At 68.2% G+C, this 13,749-nt stretch carries 21 protein-coding genes, 1 tRNA gene and 1 pseudogene; 11 read left to right on the top strand and 12 right to left on the bottom strand.

All coding sequences use genetic code 11. The features are described from left to right. Window positions 1-42 precede the first annotated feature (42 nt). Complete coding sequence (locus KFLA_RS20940; RefSeq protein ID WP_012921811.1) at window positions 43-432, top strand: hypothetical protein; 390 nt, start codon at window positions 43-45, stop codon at window positions 430-432. Here KFLA_RS20940 and ctaD read toward each other — a convergent pair. Both ctaD and KFLA_RS20930 read right to left on the bottom strand, forming a co-directional pair. Then, entirely contained in the window at window positions 354-2,162 is a 1,809-nt protein-coding gene (ctaD, locus tag KFLA_RS20935) for an aa3-type cytochrome oxidase subunit I (RefSeq protein ID WP_012921810.1), read from the bottom strand. The two genes, KFLA_RS20940 and ctaD, sit on opposite strands and share 79 nt — an antisense overlap. A gap of 13 nt (window positions 2,163-2,175) precedes the next feature. Continuing rightward, window positions 2,176-3,057, bottom strand: coding sequence for a manganese catalase (locus tag KFLA_RS20930; RefSeq protein ID WP_012921809.1), 882 nt, complete (start codon window positions 3,055-3,057; stop codon window positions 2,176-2,178). A 170-nt stretch (window positions 3,058-3,227) separates the two neighbouring features. Here KFLA_RS20930 and KFLA_RS20925 point away from each other — a divergent pair, with 170 nt between their 5' ends. Further along, complete coding sequence (locus KFLA_RS20925; RefSeq protein WP_012921808.1) at window positions 3,228-3,719, top strand: CinA family protein; 492 nt, start codon at window positions 3,228-3,230, stop codon at window positions 3,717-3,719. On the opposite strand, the gene KFLA_RS20920 is transcribed toward KFLA_RS20925, so the two are convergent. Both KFLA_RS20920 and KFLA_RS20915 read right to left on the bottom strand, forming a co-directional pair. Then, window positions 3,703-4,089, bottom strand: a complete 387-nt coding sequence (locus KFLA_RS20920) for a VOC family protein (RefSeq protein WP_012921807.1) — start codon at window positions 4,087-4,089, stop codon at window positions 3,703-3,705. The two genes, KFLA_RS20925 and KFLA_RS20920, sit on opposite strands and share 17 nt — an antisense overlap. A 46-nt stretch (window positions 4,090-4,135) precedes the next feature. Beyond that, window positions 4,136-5,623: an FAD-dependent oxidoreductase gene (locus KFLA_RS20915; RefSeq protein WP_041289419.1), complete on the bottom strand. Its 1,488-nt coding sequence runs from the start codon at window positions 5,621-5,623 to the stop codon at window positions 4,136-4,138. Window positions 5,624-5,701: 78 nt separating this feature from the next. Between KFLA_RS20915 and KFLA_RS20910 the strand changes: the two genes are divergently transcribed. After that, window positions 5,702-6,007, top strand: coding sequence for an NIPSNAP family protein (locus KFLA_RS20910; protein ID WP_012921805.1), 306 nt, complete (start codon window positions 5,702-5,704; stop codon window positions 6,005-6,007). 82 nt (window positions 6,008-6,089) lie between these two features. Here KFLA_RS20910 and KFLA_RS20905 read toward each other — a convergent pair whose 3' ends face one another. Next, window positions 6,090-6,302, bottom strand: a complete 213-nt coding sequence (locus tag KFLA_RS20905) for an antitoxin (protein ID WP_012921804.1) — start codon at window positions 6,300-6,302, stop codon at window positions 6,090-6,092. Between the two features lie 176 nt (window positions 6,303-6,478). Further along, window positions 6,479-7,393 carry a class A beta-lactamase gene (bla, locus tag KFLA_RS20900; protein ID WP_202797004.1) on the bottom strand — a complete coding sequence of 305 codons (915 nt, stop codon included), beginning with the start codon at window positions 7,391-7,393 and terminating at the stop codon, window positions 6,479-6,481. A gap of 229 nt (window positions 7,394-7,622) precedes the next feature. Between bla and KFLA_RS20895 the strand changes: the two genes are divergently transcribed. The 4 genes from KFLA_RS20895 to KFLA_RS20890 all read left to right on the top strand — a co-directional run bounded on the left by KFLA_RS20895 (window position 7,623) and on the right by KFLA_RS20890 (window position 8,696). After that, a tRNA-Leu gene (locus KFLA_RS20895) sits at window positions 7,623-7,708 on the top strand. 378 nt (window positions 7,709-8,086) lie between these two features. Then, window positions 8,087-8,212 (top strand): hypothetical protein, encoded by a 126-nt coding sequence (locus KFLA_RS39390; protein ID WP_272941260.1) that lies wholly within the window; start codon window positions 8,087-8,089, stop codon window positions 8,210-8,212. Between the two features lie 13 nt (window positions 8,213-8,225). Beyond that, the gene (locus KFLA_RS39385; protein WP_012921801.1) at window positions 8,226-8,360 is read left to right on the top strand and encodes a hypothetical protein; all 135 of its coding nucleotides are present in this window, start codon (window positions 8,226-8,228) and stop codon (window positions 8,358-8,360) included. Between the two features lie 75 nt (window positions 8,361-8,435). Beyond that, window positions 8,436-8,696: an SOS response-associated peptidase family protein gene (locus KFLA_RS20890; protein ID WP_272941259.1), complete on the top strand. Its 261-nt coding sequence runs from the start codon at window positions 8,436-8,438 to the stop codon at window positions 8,694-8,696. 159 nt (window positions 8,697-8,855) lie between these two features. Here the strand turns inward: KFLA_RS20890 and KFLA_RS36780 are convergent, their stop codons facing one another. Continuing rightward, entirely contained in the window at window positions 8,856-9,221 is a 366-nt protein-coding gene (locus KFLA_RS36780; RefSeq protein ID WP_049797397.1) for a hypothetical protein, read from the bottom strand. Further along, window positions 9,218-9,442 carry a winged helix-turn-helix transcriptional regulator gene (locus tag KFLA_RS36775; protein ID WP_049797396.1) on the bottom strand — a complete coding sequence of 75 codons (225 nt, stop codon included), beginning with the start codon at window positions 9,440-9,442 and terminating at the stop codon, window positions 9,218-9,220. Before KFLA_RS36775 ends, KFLA_RS36780 begins: the two co-directional genes overlap by 4 nt. A 132-nt stretch (window positions 9,443-9,574) precedes the next feature. Between KFLA_RS36775 and KFLA_RS20880 the strand changes: the two genes are divergently transcribed. Both KFLA_RS20880 and KFLA_RS20875 read left to right on the top strand, forming a co-directional pair. After that, window positions 9,575-10,021, top strand: a complete 447-nt coding sequence (locus KFLA_RS20880) for a cupin domain-containing protein (protein WP_012921799.1) — start codon at window positions 9,575-9,577, stop codon at window positions 10,019-10,021. A gap of 12 nt (window positions 10,022-10,033) precedes the next feature. Continuing rightward, a complete protein-coding gene (locus tag KFLA_RS20875) occupies window positions 10,034-10,432 on the top strand; it encodes an SOS response-associated peptidase family protein (RefSeq protein WP_337466636.1) in 399 nt (132 codons plus the stop codon). 7 nt (window positions 10,433-10,439) lie between these two features. Here the strand turns inward: KFLA_RS20875 and KFLA_RS20870 are convergent, their stop codons facing one another. Genes KFLA_RS20870 through KFLA_RS20855 form a run of 4 tightly spaced genes read right to left on the bottom strand, consistent with a single transcriptional unit; the run spans window position 10,440 to window position 11,938 of the window. Next, window positions 10,440-10,817 (bottom strand): VOC family protein, encoded by a 378-nt coding sequence (locus KFLA_RS20870; protein ID WP_012921798.1) that lies wholly within the window; start codon window positions 10,815-10,817, stop codon window positions 10,440-10,442. A 42-nt stretch (window positions 10,818-10,859) separates the two neighbouring features. Further along, window positions 10,860-11,351: an SRPBCC domain-containing protein gene (locus KFLA_RS20865; RefSeq protein WP_012921797.1), complete on the bottom strand. Its 492-nt coding sequence runs from the start codon at window positions 11,349-11,351 to the stop codon at window positions 10,860-10,862. Then, window positions 11,348-11,665 carry an ArsR/SmtB family transcription factor gene (locus tag KFLA_RS20860; RefSeq protein WP_041289417.1) on the bottom strand — a complete coding sequence of 106 codons (318 nt, stop codon included), beginning with the start codon at window positions 11,663-11,665 and terminating at the stop codon, window positions 11,348-11,350. Before KFLA_RS20860 ends, KFLA_RS20865 begins: the two co-directional genes overlap by 4 nt. A gap of 33 nt (window positions 11,666-11,698) precedes the next feature. Continuing rightward, window positions 11,699-11,938, bottom strand: coding sequence for a 2-dehydropantoate 2-reductase N-terminal domain-containing protein (locus tag KFLA_RS20855; RefSeq protein ID WP_158307292.1), 240 nt, complete (start codon window positions 11,936-11,938; stop codon window positions 11,699-11,701). A gap of 423 nt (window positions 11,939-12,361) precedes the next feature. On the opposite strand from KFLA_RS20855, the gene KFLA_RS20850 reads away from it, so the two are divergent. Both KFLA_RS20850 and KFLA_RS39695 read left to right on the top strand, forming a co-directional pair. Next, window positions 12,362-12,985: a hypothetical protein gene (locus KFLA_RS20850; protein ID WP_148256684.1), complete on the top strand. Its 624-nt coding sequence runs from the start codon at window positions 12,362-12,364 to the stop codon at window positions 12,983-12,985. Between the two features lie 146 nt (window positions 12,986-13,131). Beyond that, a pseudogene (locus KFLA_RS39695) lies at window positions 13,132-13,221 on the top strand (GntR family transcriptional regulator); the annotation flags it as partial. Between the last annotated feature and the right edge of the window lie 528 nt (window positions 13,222-13,749).

Below are 13,749 nucleotides of genomic sequence, written 5' to 3'. Positions count from 1 at the left end.
GGACCAGGTGTTACGGATGCCTTGGCGGGGCACCGAGGGGTCATGACGGCGAAGACTGTTGCGAGAATCCTGGCCGGCGCGACGATGGTGCTGCTCGCCGGCTGGCAAGTGCCCGCGGCCGGCGCGGAACCGGCGTACGGCGTGGTGGCCGGGGCGCCCGCGGCCGACTCGCCGACGACCAGCCCGTCGCAGAGTCCCTCCCTCGGCGCGACCGTGACCCCGCCGGCGAGCCTGCCGGACGACAACGACGGCGACCCCGACGACTTCACCCAGGCGCCGATCGCGATCCTCGCTCCGCTGGCGCTGGCTGTCATCGTCGGGGGTTCCGCCGCGTTCTACCTGTTCCGCCGCAATCAGCGGCGGCGATCCTCCTCGGCGCGGTCCTCGTCCGACCGGTCCGGTCCGTCGGACCGCTCCGACCGGTCGAGCTGATCCAGCCGTCCCTCGTCCTCGCCGGCGTCCAGCAGGTTGTCCTCCTGGGCCCCGCTGTCGGCGTACTCCATCTTGGCCACCGTCGGGTGGTGCAGGTCGAAGGCCGGGCTCTCCGACCGGATCCGCGGCAGCTTCACGAAGTTGTGCCGGGGCGGCGGTGAGCTGGTCGCCCACTCCAGCGAGCGGCCCCAGCCCCACGGGTCGTCGGTGTTGACCATCGGCGCCCGGCGGGACTTGTAGACGTTGTAGAGGAACGGCAGGGTGGACGCTCCGAGCAGCATCGCGCCGACCGACGACACCTGGTGCAGCACGGTGAAGCCCTCGTTGGCGGCGTAGTCGGCGTACCGGCGGGGCATGCCCTCCGCACCGAGCCAGTGCTGGACCAGGAACGTCGCGTGGAAGCCGATGAACAGCAGCCAGAAGTGCAGCTTGCCGAGCCGCTCGTCGAGCATCCGGCCGGTCATCTTCGGCCACCAGAAGTAGAAGCCGGCGAACATCGCGAACACCACCGTGCCGAACACCACGTAGTGGAAGTGCGCAACCACGAAGTACGAGTCACTGAGTTGGTAGTCCAGCGTCGGCGAGGCCAGGATGACGCCGGTGAGGCCACCGAGCAGGAAGGTCGTCAGAAAACCGACCGACCACAGCATCGGGGTGTCGAACGAGATGGACCCGCCCCACATGGTGCCGATCCAGTTGAAGAACTTCACCCCGGTCGGGACCGCGATGATGAACGTCATCAACGAGAAGAACGGCAGGCTGATCGCGCCGGTGACGAACATGTGGTGCGCCCAGACCACCACGGAGTACAGCGCGATCGTGATGGTGGCCGCGACCAGGCCGACGTAGCCGAAGACAGGCTTGCGGCTGAACACCGGCAGGATCTCGGTGATGATGCCGAAGAACGGCAGCGCGATGATGTAGACCTCGGGATGGCCGAAGAACCAGAACAGGTGCTGCCACAGCAACGGGCCGCCGGTCGACGGTTCGTAGATGTGTGCCCCGAGCCGGCGGTCGGCCTCCAGCATCAGCAGCGCGCCGGCCAGGATCGGGAACGCGATCAGCACCATCATCGAGGTGACGAACGTGTTCCAGGTGAAGATCGGCATCCGGAACATCGTCATGCCGGGGGCCCGCATGGTGATGATCGTGGTGATGAAGTTGACCGCGCCGAGAATGGTGCCCAGGCCGGCCATCCACAACCCCATGATCCACAGGTCGCCGCCGATCGCGGGGGAGCGTACGGCGTCCGACAGCGGGGTGTACGCGGTCCAGCCGAAGTCCGCGGCGCCCTGCGGGGTGAGGAAGGCGCCCAGCGTGATCAGCCCGCCGAACAGGAACAGCCAGTAGCTGAACATGTTGAGGCGGGGAAAGGCGACGTCGGGGGCGCCGATCTGGACCGGCATGATCACGTTCGCGAAGCCGACGAACAGCGGCGTCGCGAACAGCAGCAGCATGATCGTGCCGTGCATGGTGAAGAGCTGGTTGTAGACCTCCTCGTTCACGATCTGCAGACCCGGCGAGAACAGCTCCGCCCGGATCAGCAGCGCCATCACGCCGGCCAGCAGGAAGAACACGAACGACGTGATCAGGTACAGGTGACCGATCAGCTTGTGATCGGTGGTGGTCAGCACGCGCACGGCCAACTGCCCCAGCCGGCGGCGCGCCACCGGGCGCGCCGCCGAGGAGGAGCCGGTACGAGCGCGCTCGCGACGAGCGATCTCGGTCATCGGAACCTTCCGGTCATTCCCGCTTGAGCTTGTCCTGCGCCCGGCCGGCCAGCTTCTCCACCGCGTTCGGCAGGTCGGTCGTGCCGTAGAACCGGGCGTCGGGCCGGGTCGGCGACGGCATCGGCGCGCTGGTCGTCGGGCCGTCGTGGTAGGTGAACTCGCCGTGGCCGTCCGGCGTCGGGCCCTGGGCCCAGCTGCCCTCGGCCGCGGTCTGCCCGTCGCTGAAGTTCAGGTACTGGTAGGAGACCTCGGTGTGCTCCTTGCCCTGCGGGAAGTTGCTCGGCACCGGCAGGTCCTCGGCGCCCTCCTCGCGCAGCTCGGCGGCGGCCGCGAGCCACATGTTCTGGTGCATGGTGTCGCGCGCCAGCAGGAACGACAGCAGGTCGCGGACCCCGTGGTCGTCGGTCATGTGGTAGAGCCGCGCCACCTGCACCCGGCCCTGCATCTCTGCGTTCGCGTTGGCCTGGAAGTCGGCGAGCAGGTTGCCGCTGGCGGTGATGTAGCTGCCCTGCCAGGGGTTGCCCATGCTGTCGACCGCCCGGGCGCCGGCGCCGGCGACGATCGCCTGCTGGATGTCGGTGCCGCCGATCACGGCGGCGACGGTCGGGTCGTCCTGCACGGCGTCGTCGGTGATGCCCAGCGGCGCCTTCTCCAGCAGCTGGGCGATCATCGTGGCCAGCATCTCGACGTGCCCGACCTCTTCGGCGCCGACGCCGAAGACCAGGTCGCGGTACTTGCCCGGCGTGTGCATGTTCCAGCCCTGGAACATGTACTGCATGGCGACGGTGATCTCGCCGTACTGGCCGCCGAGCACTTCCTGCAGTTTGCGCGCGTAGACGGCGTCCGGCTGGTCAGGGGTGGACTTGAACTGCAGTTCCTGACGATGGAAGAACATGGAGGTCCCTTCGTGTGCGGGGCGCAGACGTACCCCGCGCGCGCGGCGGTTAACGGGACAGGACACGATCGTCCGAAAGTCGGACGGCTTCTCGGGCACAGGGAAAGTCCGGTCGGGTACGCCGTGCTCCGCGGTGCGCGTGCCGGGACGGCTGTTGCAGAATCGGGTCCATGAGTTCATCGGGTGAACTGACCAAGGACGCGGCCGAGCTGGCCGAGGCGATCTCCGAGCGAGTCCAGGAAAGCGGGCAGTCAGTGGCTGCTGCGGAGTCGCTGACCAGCGGAAACATCGCCTCCCACCTGGGCGCGGCTCCGCAGGCGAGCGAGTGGTTCGCCGGTGGGGTGGTGGCCTACGCCTCGCAGGTCAAGTTCGAGGTGCTCGGCGTCGAGCCGGGTCCCGTGGTCACCGCCCAGGCCGCCCGGCAGATGGCGGCGGGCGTCGCCCGGCTCACCGGCGCCGACGTCGCGGTCGCCACCACCGGCGCCGGCGGACCCGATCCGCAGGACGGCCAGGAGCCCGGCACGGTCTTCATCGGCGTGAGCTCGCCCGGCGGAGTGCATGCCACCGAGCATCACTTCGACGGCGAACCGGCCGACGTCGTGCACGCGTCGACCGTCGCCGCCCTCCAGCACCTGCTGGACGCGCTCAGTCGACCTGAATGACGCAGAACTCGTTGCCCTCGGGGTCGCGCAGCACGATGAAGTCGTGCTGTGCCGGGTAGTCCCAGTCGTCGACCGGGGTTGCCCCGAGGGCGGTCAGGCGGTCGACATGCCGGTCGCGCTCGCTGGTGTAGAGGTCGATGTGCACCGGAGCCGGCTCGGCCGGGATGTCCTTGGCGCGCTGCACCAGCACGGTCGGTCCCTTGCCCTCGGGATCCTCGACGCGGGCGAACCGGTCGTCGCTGCCGATCGTGTCCGGCTGCTGGTAGCCGAGCGCGGCCGACCAGAACGCCGCCGCGCGGTCCATGTCGGTCGCGTTCACGACGACGGTCGCCAGCCGCAGGTCACCGATCTCGGCCGGGCGAGTGGTCATGGAGGTCCTCCTGATCGCTGGGTCGTGGACGGCGTTTCCGGAGCGGCTAGGACCGGTCGAGCGGCTTGACGGCCGGTCCGTCGAGTACGTCGCCGTCGGGGGTGAAACGGGAGCCGTGGCAGTTGCAGTCCCAGGTGGTGTCGGCGTTGTTCCAGGCCAGCGGGCACCCGAGGTGCGAGCAGACCGGCTTCACCGTGTGCAGGGTGCCGTCACGGTCGCGGTAGGCGCCGACCTTCTCGCCGTCCACCTCGAACAGACCGCCTTGGCCGATCTCGAGATGGTCCAGGCCGCCGGACAGCGCCCGGGCGAGGTGGCCGCCGGCGAAGTCCACGCCGACCTTCAGGTTGTCCTTGATCACCTTGGCGACCGCCCGCGGGCCGCCGATCCGGCCGGCGTCGTACAGGCCGTTCCACGGGTCGTCGCGGCCGGCGATCTGCTCGGCGAGCTGGCGCGCGGCCGCCGTACCGTTGCTCAGGCCCCACTTGTGCATGCCGGTGGCAACGAACGTGCGGTCGCTGCCGGGGGAGCGGCCGACGTACGGCAGCAGGTCCGGCGTACTGAAGTCCTCGGCCGACCAGCGGTACTCCGCAGTGGGCGCGAAGTTCCAGGTCGACCCGACCCAGTCGAGCAGGCTCGCGTAGATCGCCTCGGTGTCCTCGACGTCACCGGTCTCGTGGCCGCCGCCGACCACGATCAGGCCGTTCGGCCCGCCGCCGGGCCAGGGCCGGGTGGACCGCACGGGGGAGTCGGTCGAGATGGCCATCCCGGCCGGGGCCTCGACGGGCAGCCGGACCGCGATGCCGTGCGACTGCTGGGGCCTGGCCCGGGCGAAGTAGCCGCCGGTCATGCCGAGCGGGAGCAGGGTCGCCATCACGACCTGGTCCGCGGTCACGACCGGGCCGCTCTCGGTGGAGACCTGGGCCTGGTCGTCCTTCTCGTCGACGGCGACCACCCGGCTGTCCTCGAAGATCTGCCCGCCGGCCGCGACGAACGCGGTCGCCAGACCGGCCAGGTACTTCAGCGGGTGGAACTGGACCTGGTCGTCGAAACGCACCGCGCCGACGGCCGGTACGCCGATCTGCGGATCCTCGTCGAACACCGCGGGCAGCCCGAGCGACGCGGCCACCTCCGCCTCCCGGCGCAGGCCGTCCGCCGACTGGGCCGAGTAGACGTACGCCGGAGTCCGGATCAGCTCGCAGTCGATCCGGAGTGTCTCGGCGAGTTGGGCGACCTGCTCGACACCTTGCTGGTTGGCGGTCGCGTACTGCCGGGCCGTGTCCTCGCCGTGCCGGTCGACCAGGTCGGCGTAGATGGCGCCGTGCTGCGACGTCACCTTGGCGGTGGTGTTGCCCGAGGTCCGGGAGCCGATCCGCCGGGCTTCGAGCAGGACCACCTGCTTGCCCTCCTGCGCGAGCAGCAGCGCGGTGGTGAGGCCGATCAACCCGCCACCGATCACCGCCACGTCGGCGCGCCGGTCAGCGCGCAGTACGTCGTACTGGGGAACTTCGGCCGTCGCCGTCCAGACAGAAACCATGTCGGGCCGGTACCCGCTTTCGCTGCTGGGAAGCGTGCGAAACTCGGGGCATCCGAGCACCCAGGAGGCGGGCCGAGCATGATCACCTGCGTTGTCGAGTACGTCGTGGATCCGGCGAAGATCGAGCAGTTCGAGCAGTTCGCGCAGCGCTGGATGGAGCTGGTCAACCGGCACGGCGGCACGCACCACGGGTACTTCCTGCCGTCGGAGGGCGCCAGCGACAAGGCGCTGGCGCTGTTCAGCTTCCCCAGTCTCGCGGAGTACGAGCAGTACCGGGCGTTGTTCGGTGTGGATCCCGACTTCGTCGCCGCGGACCGGATCCGGGACGAAAGCGGGTGCGTACTGCGCTACGACCGGACGTTCATGCGGCCGTTGCTGCCGTGAGTCCCGCACAGCCTGGAACGTGCGAACGGGCCGCGGGAAGTGCTCCCGCGGCCCGTTCGCCGGTCGTTCGAGAAGCGTCCTGCTACTGACGGTTCTCGATGTCGTCGTCCTGGCCGTCGAGGCCGTCCAGCCGGTCCTTGGCCACGTCGACGCCCTGGTCGATCTTGTCGCCGTGCTGGCCGCCGGTCCTGTCGTCCACCATGTCGCCGGCGCGGTCCAGGCCGTCCGAGGCCTTGTCGCCGTGGTTGTCGACCGCGTCCGTGGCCTTGTCCTTGAGGTTGTCGAAAACGCCCATCTCATCGGCCCTTCTCTGTGCGGTTGCGGCCCCGGTCACCCGCCGGTCCATCGCCCCCTCCGCAAGGCAGCGGATCGGATCTTCCGGCCTGGTCGATGACCGAGACGCTTCTGACGCGTACGCAGGCCTGGTGCCCAGCCGCTCCGTTGCCAAACGCAAGCACGCGAAAGCGCAGGTCAGCGCGCGTACGCCGCGGCGACCACCCGCGCGGCCTCGGCGAGCAACCGGTTGTCGTGCTCCGCCTCCGCCGCCGGCCGGTTCGAGAAGATCGCCAGCACGATCGGCGCCCGGCCCGGCGGCCAGACCACCGCGATGTCGTTGCGCCCGCCGTACGTGGCGGCGGTGCCGGTCTTGTCGCCGACCACCCAGCCCTTCGGCATCCCGGCGCGGATCAGCTCCGCCCCGGTCAGGTTGGTCCGCAGCCAGGTCGTCAGCTGTGCCCGCTCCGGTGCGCGCAACGCGTCGCCGAGCACGAAGGTGCGCAGGTTCCGCGCGAAGGCGCGCGGCGTACTGGTGTCGCGGGGGTTCGAGGGATCCCACACGCTCAGCTCGAGCTCCCGCTGCTCCATCTGGGTGACGTTGTCGCCGAGCTCGGCCAGTACGGCGTCCAGTCCCTTCGGCCCGCCGAGCGCGTCGAACAGCAAGTTGGAGGCGGTGTTGTCGCTGTAGCGCACCGCCGCGTCACACAGCTCCCGCAGCGTCATCCCGGTGGCGACGTGCTTCTCGGTGATGGGGGAGTTGGCGAGCAGATCGCTCTCGGAGTACTTGACCACCTTGCCCATTCCCTGCAGCGTGTACTTCCGCAGGACCGCGCCCGCCGCCAGCGCCTTGAACGTCGACGCGTACGCGAACCGCTCGTCCGCCCGGTGCGCGATCTCCCGCCCGCTCCCGGTGTCGACGGCGTACACCCCGAGCCGGGCGCCGTACTTCTTCTCCAGCTTCCCGAACGCCACGCCGTACGCCGGCTGCTCGGGAGTCCTCACCGCCGTGGGGCTCGGCGTCGTCGTTGACGACTCAACCACCGGCGCCGACGCCGGTTCTTCTCCACTGCACGCCGCCAGCACCGACGCCCCCAGCACCGCACTGCCCACGCCCCGCAAACACCTCTGCCAACGAATGACCGAACCTCCGAATTCAGCCCCGCCCACCGGACGGGGACCACCATCACCGACCCCACCACCCTCTCCGACGACCGGCTCAGCACCCCCCACAACGCGCCGCGACCCGCACAGCCGCCCCGATGTGAATTTCCCCCGGGTGGTTTGCTACTGTTCTCCGGTCGGCGCCACTCCGGAGCAATCCGCAGCGGCCAGACCACCTGTCCGGGTGGCGGAATAGGCAGACGCGCTAGCTTGAGGTGCTAGTGCCCTTTACGGGGCGTGGGGGTTCAAGTCCCCCCTCGGACACGCAGGCTAACCACACGCGGGGTAGGACTGATCGAAACATCAGCCACCCGCGTGTTGTCGTTGAAGGACACCTTGAGGTCGAGCGCGCCGTACAGGTCGTGGAGATCGCCCCGATCGGCGCGGTCGAGAACCGCGCGCATCGCACCCAGCTCCGTGACCATCGCCCGGAGATCGGCAGCGGTCAGTCGCTCCGCCGGCTCGAATGCCTCCAGCCCCGCCGATGCCGCCTTTTTCTCAGCGACAGCAGCGTTGTACTGGCCTGTTAGCGGTCTCACCGGTGACCGCGGACTCAAGGAGGCGCGGGAGCGGTCGACCGGCCCGAGGTGGTGATCGCCGGCCGGTACCGCGACGGGCGCGCTGGTGATGGTCGGCCGGAGCGTGCCGCTGACCGCGGCGCAGTCGGCCGAGCTCGGTGCCGTCCTGCGGCCGGCTCGGCGCGGGCACCCGTGGCCGGACGAGATCACCTCCCAGCGCTGGGGCGGGAAGGACTCCAAAAGTCGCTGACCAAGGTCCGCCAATGAGCAACCAGCAGCCGAAGCGCCGCCGTTCGAGCCGCCGCCGGCCGAAGCTGAGTGTCAACGATCTGGCCGTACTGCTGATTGGCGTCGGGACCGTGCTTCAAGGTCTCGCGGACGTCGTCTACGGCGGGTGAGGTGCTCTGACAGAACACACGCACCGCCCGGCAGGGGGTCGGCTGAGTGTCCGTCGGGCGTGGCAGCCTGGTGGCTTGTGTGGACGGTACGCATCAACAGCCAGCCGGGTGAACCTGCTGGAGCAGTTCGTCGTCGACGAGCAGAACGCCGACGAGCTGCGAGGACCGGACTGCAACGTCGCCTCGACCAAGAACAACCCGGTCGTGATCGCCCGGGTCCCGGGCGGCGCCAGCGATGCCGAGGCTGCTCCGGTGAGGGAGCTGCGCAGCTTCCGGTGGGCGTATTCACCGAACTTGCAGGTGAGTCCGCGAAATCCCTCTGGTTTGCGGAGATGAGCCCCGTACCCGAGCATCCATAATCCTCAACTCGAGGGCGGCGGCCCGGCCGGCCGTGTCCGCTGAACGGTCGGCGGCGTTGGCGGGATGAAGCGGGCGAAGGGGCTCGTGCCGAACCAGCTTCGGAACTGGCGGGTGAGGTGCGGCGGGCCGAGCAGCTCAAGGCGGTTGGCGCGGATCGCGGCGGGGGTAGGTCAGTCGGTTCAGGTGGAGGTCGACGAGAGTATTTGAGTCGGTGCGGCACACGATGTCTTCCGAGTACCCGCTGGGACGGGTGCAGAGTTCCGGCTGCGGATGGCGCAGGATCAGCCAGTAGCGGTCCGATGGACGGTCGCTCAGCTCGAACCGGATCACCGTGGTCTGCGCGGGGATCCGGTCGACGTCAATGAGCTTGAGGGTGGCCCAGAGCACGTAGGCCGGGTCGACGTGACTTGGTTCGATCTCCAGCCACTGGGCACCCCACTGCCCCAACGCGTCCAGGACCGACCGTAGAGCCAGTCCCATCTCGGTCGGCTTGTACGTCACGCGCGGCCGGATGGGTTCATCGTGCGGACAAGGACTCCGTGCCGCTCCAAGGTGTCGAGCCGCTGAGCCAGCAGGGCGGTCGAGATGCCCGGAGCTCCCTGCCGGATCTCGTTGAAGGTGCGGCAGCCGTTGAGCAGGTTGCGGACGATGATCGGCGTCCAGCGTTCTGCCAGCAGCTCGGAGCTCCTGGCGATCGGGCAGAACTGACCGTACTTCCGCACCCTTCCAGCGTCACCCCGACGGCGCCGGATAGCAACTTCAGATTTTGATGTTGCCCCGCCGTGTGATCAGCGGGACGTTGAGAGCAGCAGGTCGGCGTCCTGTCGGCCTCTTGCAGAAGTGGGGTGGGTCAGATGGTCGTGTCGAGACAGGCGCATGTGGTGGCGTCGGGGCATGGGCGCACGGTGGATCTCGGGGTCGCGCGAATGCGGCTGCTGGCTGGTGCCGACAGCACGGACGCGTTCGCACTGACGGAGTTCTGGGGTACCAGCGGGGGCGCCTGGACAGTGCCGCATCTGCATCGCGGGTTCGAGGAGTCATTTTTCGTCTTGGACGGCCGGTTCACGTTCACCGTCGGAGAGGAAGCGATCGTGGCGAACCCGGGAACGTACATCCTGGTACCGCGGGGCACGGCGCACACCATCACCGCGGCCGAGGGTGGCGGCCGGTTCCTGACCTTGATGGTGCCGGGTGGTTTGGAGGAGATGTTCTTCGAGCTCGGCGAACTACCGAAGAACGCGATCCGCGACCCGGCCGTCCGCAAGGCGGTCTCTGCCCGCTACGACTCAATCCCGGTCTGACCGTGCGATCGGATCCTGGTTCCCACGACGTCGGCCGTTGGGCCCTTCCCCACGCATCACCGCCGGCCTTGGTCGCGTAGTCCGGTCAACAGGCTGGTTCCATTCTGGGCGAAGGACCTCAAGATCGGGTCGAAGATGGTGAACGCCCGGGCCGAGACGGTGCACGAGAAGCCTTCGTTCCGTACGCCGTTCACGTCGCGGCGCGCGCTCATCCCGGTCGACGCGTTCTACGAGTGGCTGGAGTCCGAGCAGGTCGGCAAGGGCGGCAAGCCGCTGAAGCAGCCGTTCGCGCTCCGCCCGGCCGACGGCTCGACCCTCGCCCTGCCCGGCCGCCCGGCTGCGACTGACTCTTACCCTCGCTGGGGCCCGAGAAGCAGGTCGTGGGCATCGACCTGTCGGCCCAGCAGCTAGACCCTCATCAGCGGCGCGCCGCCCAAATGCCGATCTCATTCCCGTCTGGATCGCTGACGAGTGCGAAGTATCCGTCAGACGTGCCGATCTTCTTGCACGGCTCGACCAGCCGAGCACCGCCAGTGGTAGCGATGCTTACTGCGTCGTCCAAGTTCTCGACCTGCGCGTAGATGACGGTTGAGCGAACACGTTCAGCGTGAGCGTCATCGTCGCGCCTGACTATCGCTCCGCAGTCGCCGTCGGGGGTCTTGATGAGCCAGTAATTCTCCGGCTCATACTCCTCGAACGGCACGTACTCCCAACCGAAGAGTTGCCGGTAAAACTCCTTCGCACGCTCGAGGTCGCTCACCCAGATCTCGAACCAGACCATCACTCCACTCGCCATCTCACTCCTTCCTGAGCATGAGCGGCCTCGGTGTTGGCGCGGTCACGATGAAGCCTGGCCAAGGGTCGTCAGGTAGTGCTCGCGCAGTCGGGCGTGACGTCCCGTTTGCTCCGCCACGGTATCCGCCTCCAGGTACAGCCCAAGGTCATCGAAGATCGCGTGCCATCCCGGCAGGAGGTTCATCGGCCGACAATCATCATTCACGCAGTGGGTGAATACCAGGTGCGTGCTGCCGTTGCCTGCGTCGCTCAACTGGAAACTCACAGTGCTGTTGGGCCCGTCGACGCTGTTCCAGGTGAACGACAACAAAGTCTCGTTTTCGACGGCCGTAACGCGGCCCGTGATGCCTTGACCGTGGTCCTTGAGGTCAACTCGGCCATCGGCCACTGGATCCAGCGTGCCAGCGAAGAACCACTTGGCGCGCTGCTCGGGATTCACGAGCGCCTGCCACACACGTGTTCGCGAATGCGGCAGGTGACGCTCGAAGACGAGACGCTTGCCGTTCTCGTCGTCGATCAGTGTGCCGTCCGTCATGAATGCTCCTTGGTGTCGGTGTCATCGAGATGGGCCCCCAACGCATCCAACCGACCTGCCCAGAACCCGCGGAACGATGCGAGCCAGCCGTCGAGTTCCTGCAGCGGCCGCGGATCGAGTTGGTCATGCCGAAGTGGCCCCTGCGCCTTCACGCGAACCAGATGGTGGTCCCGGAGCACCCGCAAATGCTTCGACACCGTCGGCTGAGAAGCACCGAGGGCCTCCTGCAACTCGCCGACGGTCAATCCGCCCGACGAGAGGCACTGCAGCAGATGACGACGCGTGCGGTCCGCGAGAACAGCGAAGAGATCCACGCAAGGCAGTATTCCTGCAGCGGTATATACCTGTCAAGGAATACGCTCTTCGATCCAAAAGGGATCAGCAGGAACGGCCCACCACGCCCGGTCCAGGTGAAGTGTCGGGCACTGCACCAATGCCCCGTAGACGTTCGCGAACCACCGCAATGCCTCCGGCTCGTTCCCAACGCCGTTCTGCGCGCAGACAACGTGGACGTTGGGCGGGGCGGCGCGCGCCAGCTGCCGCAGAACGCTGCTGGTGTCCTGGCTCTTAACCGCGATGACGATCACGTCGCAGTCCAGAAGGTCGACCACATCGAGGCCGCGGCCACCCGGAGTGCAACTTGCTGGTCGCCGTCAGGCCGACGCAGGGTCAGCCCGTCTCGCCGCAGGGTGTCTAGTCGCGGTCGGACAGATAGAGGTCGCATCGAGCCCTGTATCTGCGCCCGTCCACCGCTCCAGCACCCACCAGCTACGCGGCGCCACCCTCCCTCGTCCGCACAGCGTAGGAGACGCTCGCCCGACCACTTCGGTTGTAACCGAAGCCCCACTCCTCATGTTCGGAGTCAGCACTTCACTCAGAGAGATTTCATGACCCCTGCCGACGTCTTTCTCCGCCTGGTCCACGGCGTCGCCGCCGGTGATTACGCGGCGATAAGCGAAGTCAGCGGCGCCGCCTACGGTTTGCCCCCTACGTGAGGCATTGTGGCTGCTATGCGTGCAGTCGTCGGCGAAGCGAATGTGGTTGGACAAGCTGTGTGCTTCGACCCAGCAGGGCTGCAGCGGCGACGGAGGCTGGTCAGAAGGTATGGCTGGACCAGTGCGGTGATCGTCACCGCACCCGTCCTGATCTTGCCGATCGCGGCCGTCGCCGCTGGTTTCCGATCGCTGGAGACGGTGGCCTATGTAGTGGCATTCGCAGGTCTGGCGATGCCTCTCGTCGCTGTCGCAGCGATGGTGTGGGCGGCTGTCTGGCGAACTCGGCGCTGGTCGCGGACGCAGCCTCCCGCTGTAGCTCTGTGGTTGACTTTCGACGGTATCGGCGTGGGCGCGCCAGGGATCACCCGGGCAGCTTTCTACTCGTGGTCCGATGTTGTCGGGTTTCGGCTCTGCCGGCCGTTCCTGGCGCCACGAGAACTGATCCTGGACCTCCATCACACCGTGCGCCCGGACGAGCCTGTCCATCTGGGGATCGAGGAGATCGAGTACAACATCGAGCTCCGGCGCCTGCTGGGGATCCGCGGTCCTCGATTCGTGCTCGAGACTCTTGCGGTGGACCTACCGTCACTCGACGCCATGGCCGCGTTCTATTCCGGAGGGCGAGTCCGCGTGCGCTGAATACCGCAGCGGCCGACCAGATCGCCGCGACCCCGCCAGGCCCCTCAGATGCCGCCGCGCGGCCCTCTTGTTCGGAAGTGGTCATGCCGCGTCCTCTCGTCCGGTGGTGAGGGCCCGGAAGCTGGCTCGGCCGGTCCAACGGCACCCTGGCGGCCGAGCTCGGCGTCGCCCGCAACACCGTCGCCGAGGCCTACAGCCAGCTCGTACAAGAGGGCTACCTGACCGGCAACAGCGGTGCCGGCACCCGGACCACCCAGATCACTCACCTCCCGGTGCTGCCTGCGAGCCGGGCCGGCAGACCACAGATCCGCTACGACTTCCGCACCGGTTACCCGGACATCTCCACTTTCCGGTCGCCGCCTGGCATGCGGCCGCCCGGCACGTCCTCAACACTCGGCCGCACGAGGCCCTGCAGTACGACGACCCGCGTGGCCCGGCGTACGCGCGGGAGATCATCGCCGGCTACCTCCGACGCGTCCGCGGGGTCCAGGCGGCACCGGACCAGATCGTGCTCTGCACCGGCATCCGGCAGGCCATCGGCTGGTTCACACAGACGCTCGCGCGCCTCGGTGTGCGGTCGTTCGCGTACGAACGGCCTGGTCAGGCAAACGGTTCCAGAGCAGGTGAAGCGGGCCGGTCCGGAGCCCCGGCCGATCGCGGTGGACCAGCACGGCGCCGTGGTCGAGACGCTCGGTGACGCCGGCGGAGTGCTGCTCTACCCGGCCAATCAGTTTCCGATGGGCGTCCCGCTCGCGCCGAAACGC

Source organism: Kribbella flavida DSM 17836 (assembly GCF_000024345.1).
Classification (GTDB): domain Bacteria; phylum Actinomycetota; class Actinomycetes; order Propionibacteriales; family Kribbellaceae; genus Kribbella; species Kribbella flavida.
This window is presented reverse-complemented; position numbering and strand designations above follow the sequence as displayed.

Coding starts and splice junctions, on each gene's coding strand:
- KFLA_RS20940 (WP_012921811.1), top strand. CDS start 43: ATGACGGCGAAGACTGTTGCGAGAATCCTGGCCGGCGCGACGATGGTG.
- ctaD (WP_012921810.1), bottom strand. CDS start 2,162: ATGACCGAGATCGCTCGTCGCGAGCGCGCTCGTACCGGCTCCTCCTCG.
- KFLA_RS20930 (WP_012921809.1), bottom strand. CDS start 3,057: ATGTTCTTCCATCGTCAGGAACTGCAGTTCAAGTCCACCCCTGACCAG.
- KFLA_RS20925 (WP_012921808.1), top strand. CDS start 3,228: ATGAGTTCATCGGGTGAACTGACCAAGGACGCGGCCGAGCTGGCCGAG.
- KFLA_RS20920 (WP_012921807.1), bottom strand. CDS start 4,089: ATGACCACTCGCCCGGCCGAGATCGGTGACCTGCGGCTGGCGACCGTC.
- KFLA_RS20915 (WP_041289419.1), bottom strand. CDS start 5,623: ATGGTTTCTGTCTGGACGGCGACGGCCGAAGTTCCCCAGTACGACGTA.
- KFLA_RS20910 (WP_012921805.1), top strand. CDS start 5,702: ATGATCACCTGCGTTGTCGAGTACGTCGTGGATCCGGCGAAGATCGAG.
- KFLA_RS20905 (WP_012921804.1), bottom strand. CDS start 6,302: ATGGGCGTTTTCGACAACCTCAAGGACAAGGCCACGGACGCGGTCGAC.
- KFLA_RS39385 (WP_012921801.1), top strand. CDS start 8,226: ATGAGCAACCAGCAGCCGAAGCGCCGCCGTTCGAGCCGCCGCCGGCCG.
- KFLA_RS20880 (WP_012921799.1), top strand. CDS start 9,575: ATGGTCGTGTCGAGACAGGCGCATGTGGTGGCGTCGGGGCATGGGCGC.
- KFLA_RS20870 (WP_012921798.1), bottom strand. CDS start 10,817: ATGGCGAGTGGAGTGATGGTCTGGTTCGAGATCTGGGTGAGCGACCTC.
- KFLA_RS20865 (WP_012921797.1), bottom strand. CDS start 11,351: ATGACGGACGGCACACTGATCGACGACGAGAACGGCAAGCGTCTCGTC.
- KFLA_RS20850 (WP_148256684.1), top strand. CDS start 12,362: ATGCGTGCAGTCGTCGGCGAAGCGAATGTGGTTGGACAAGCTGTGTGC.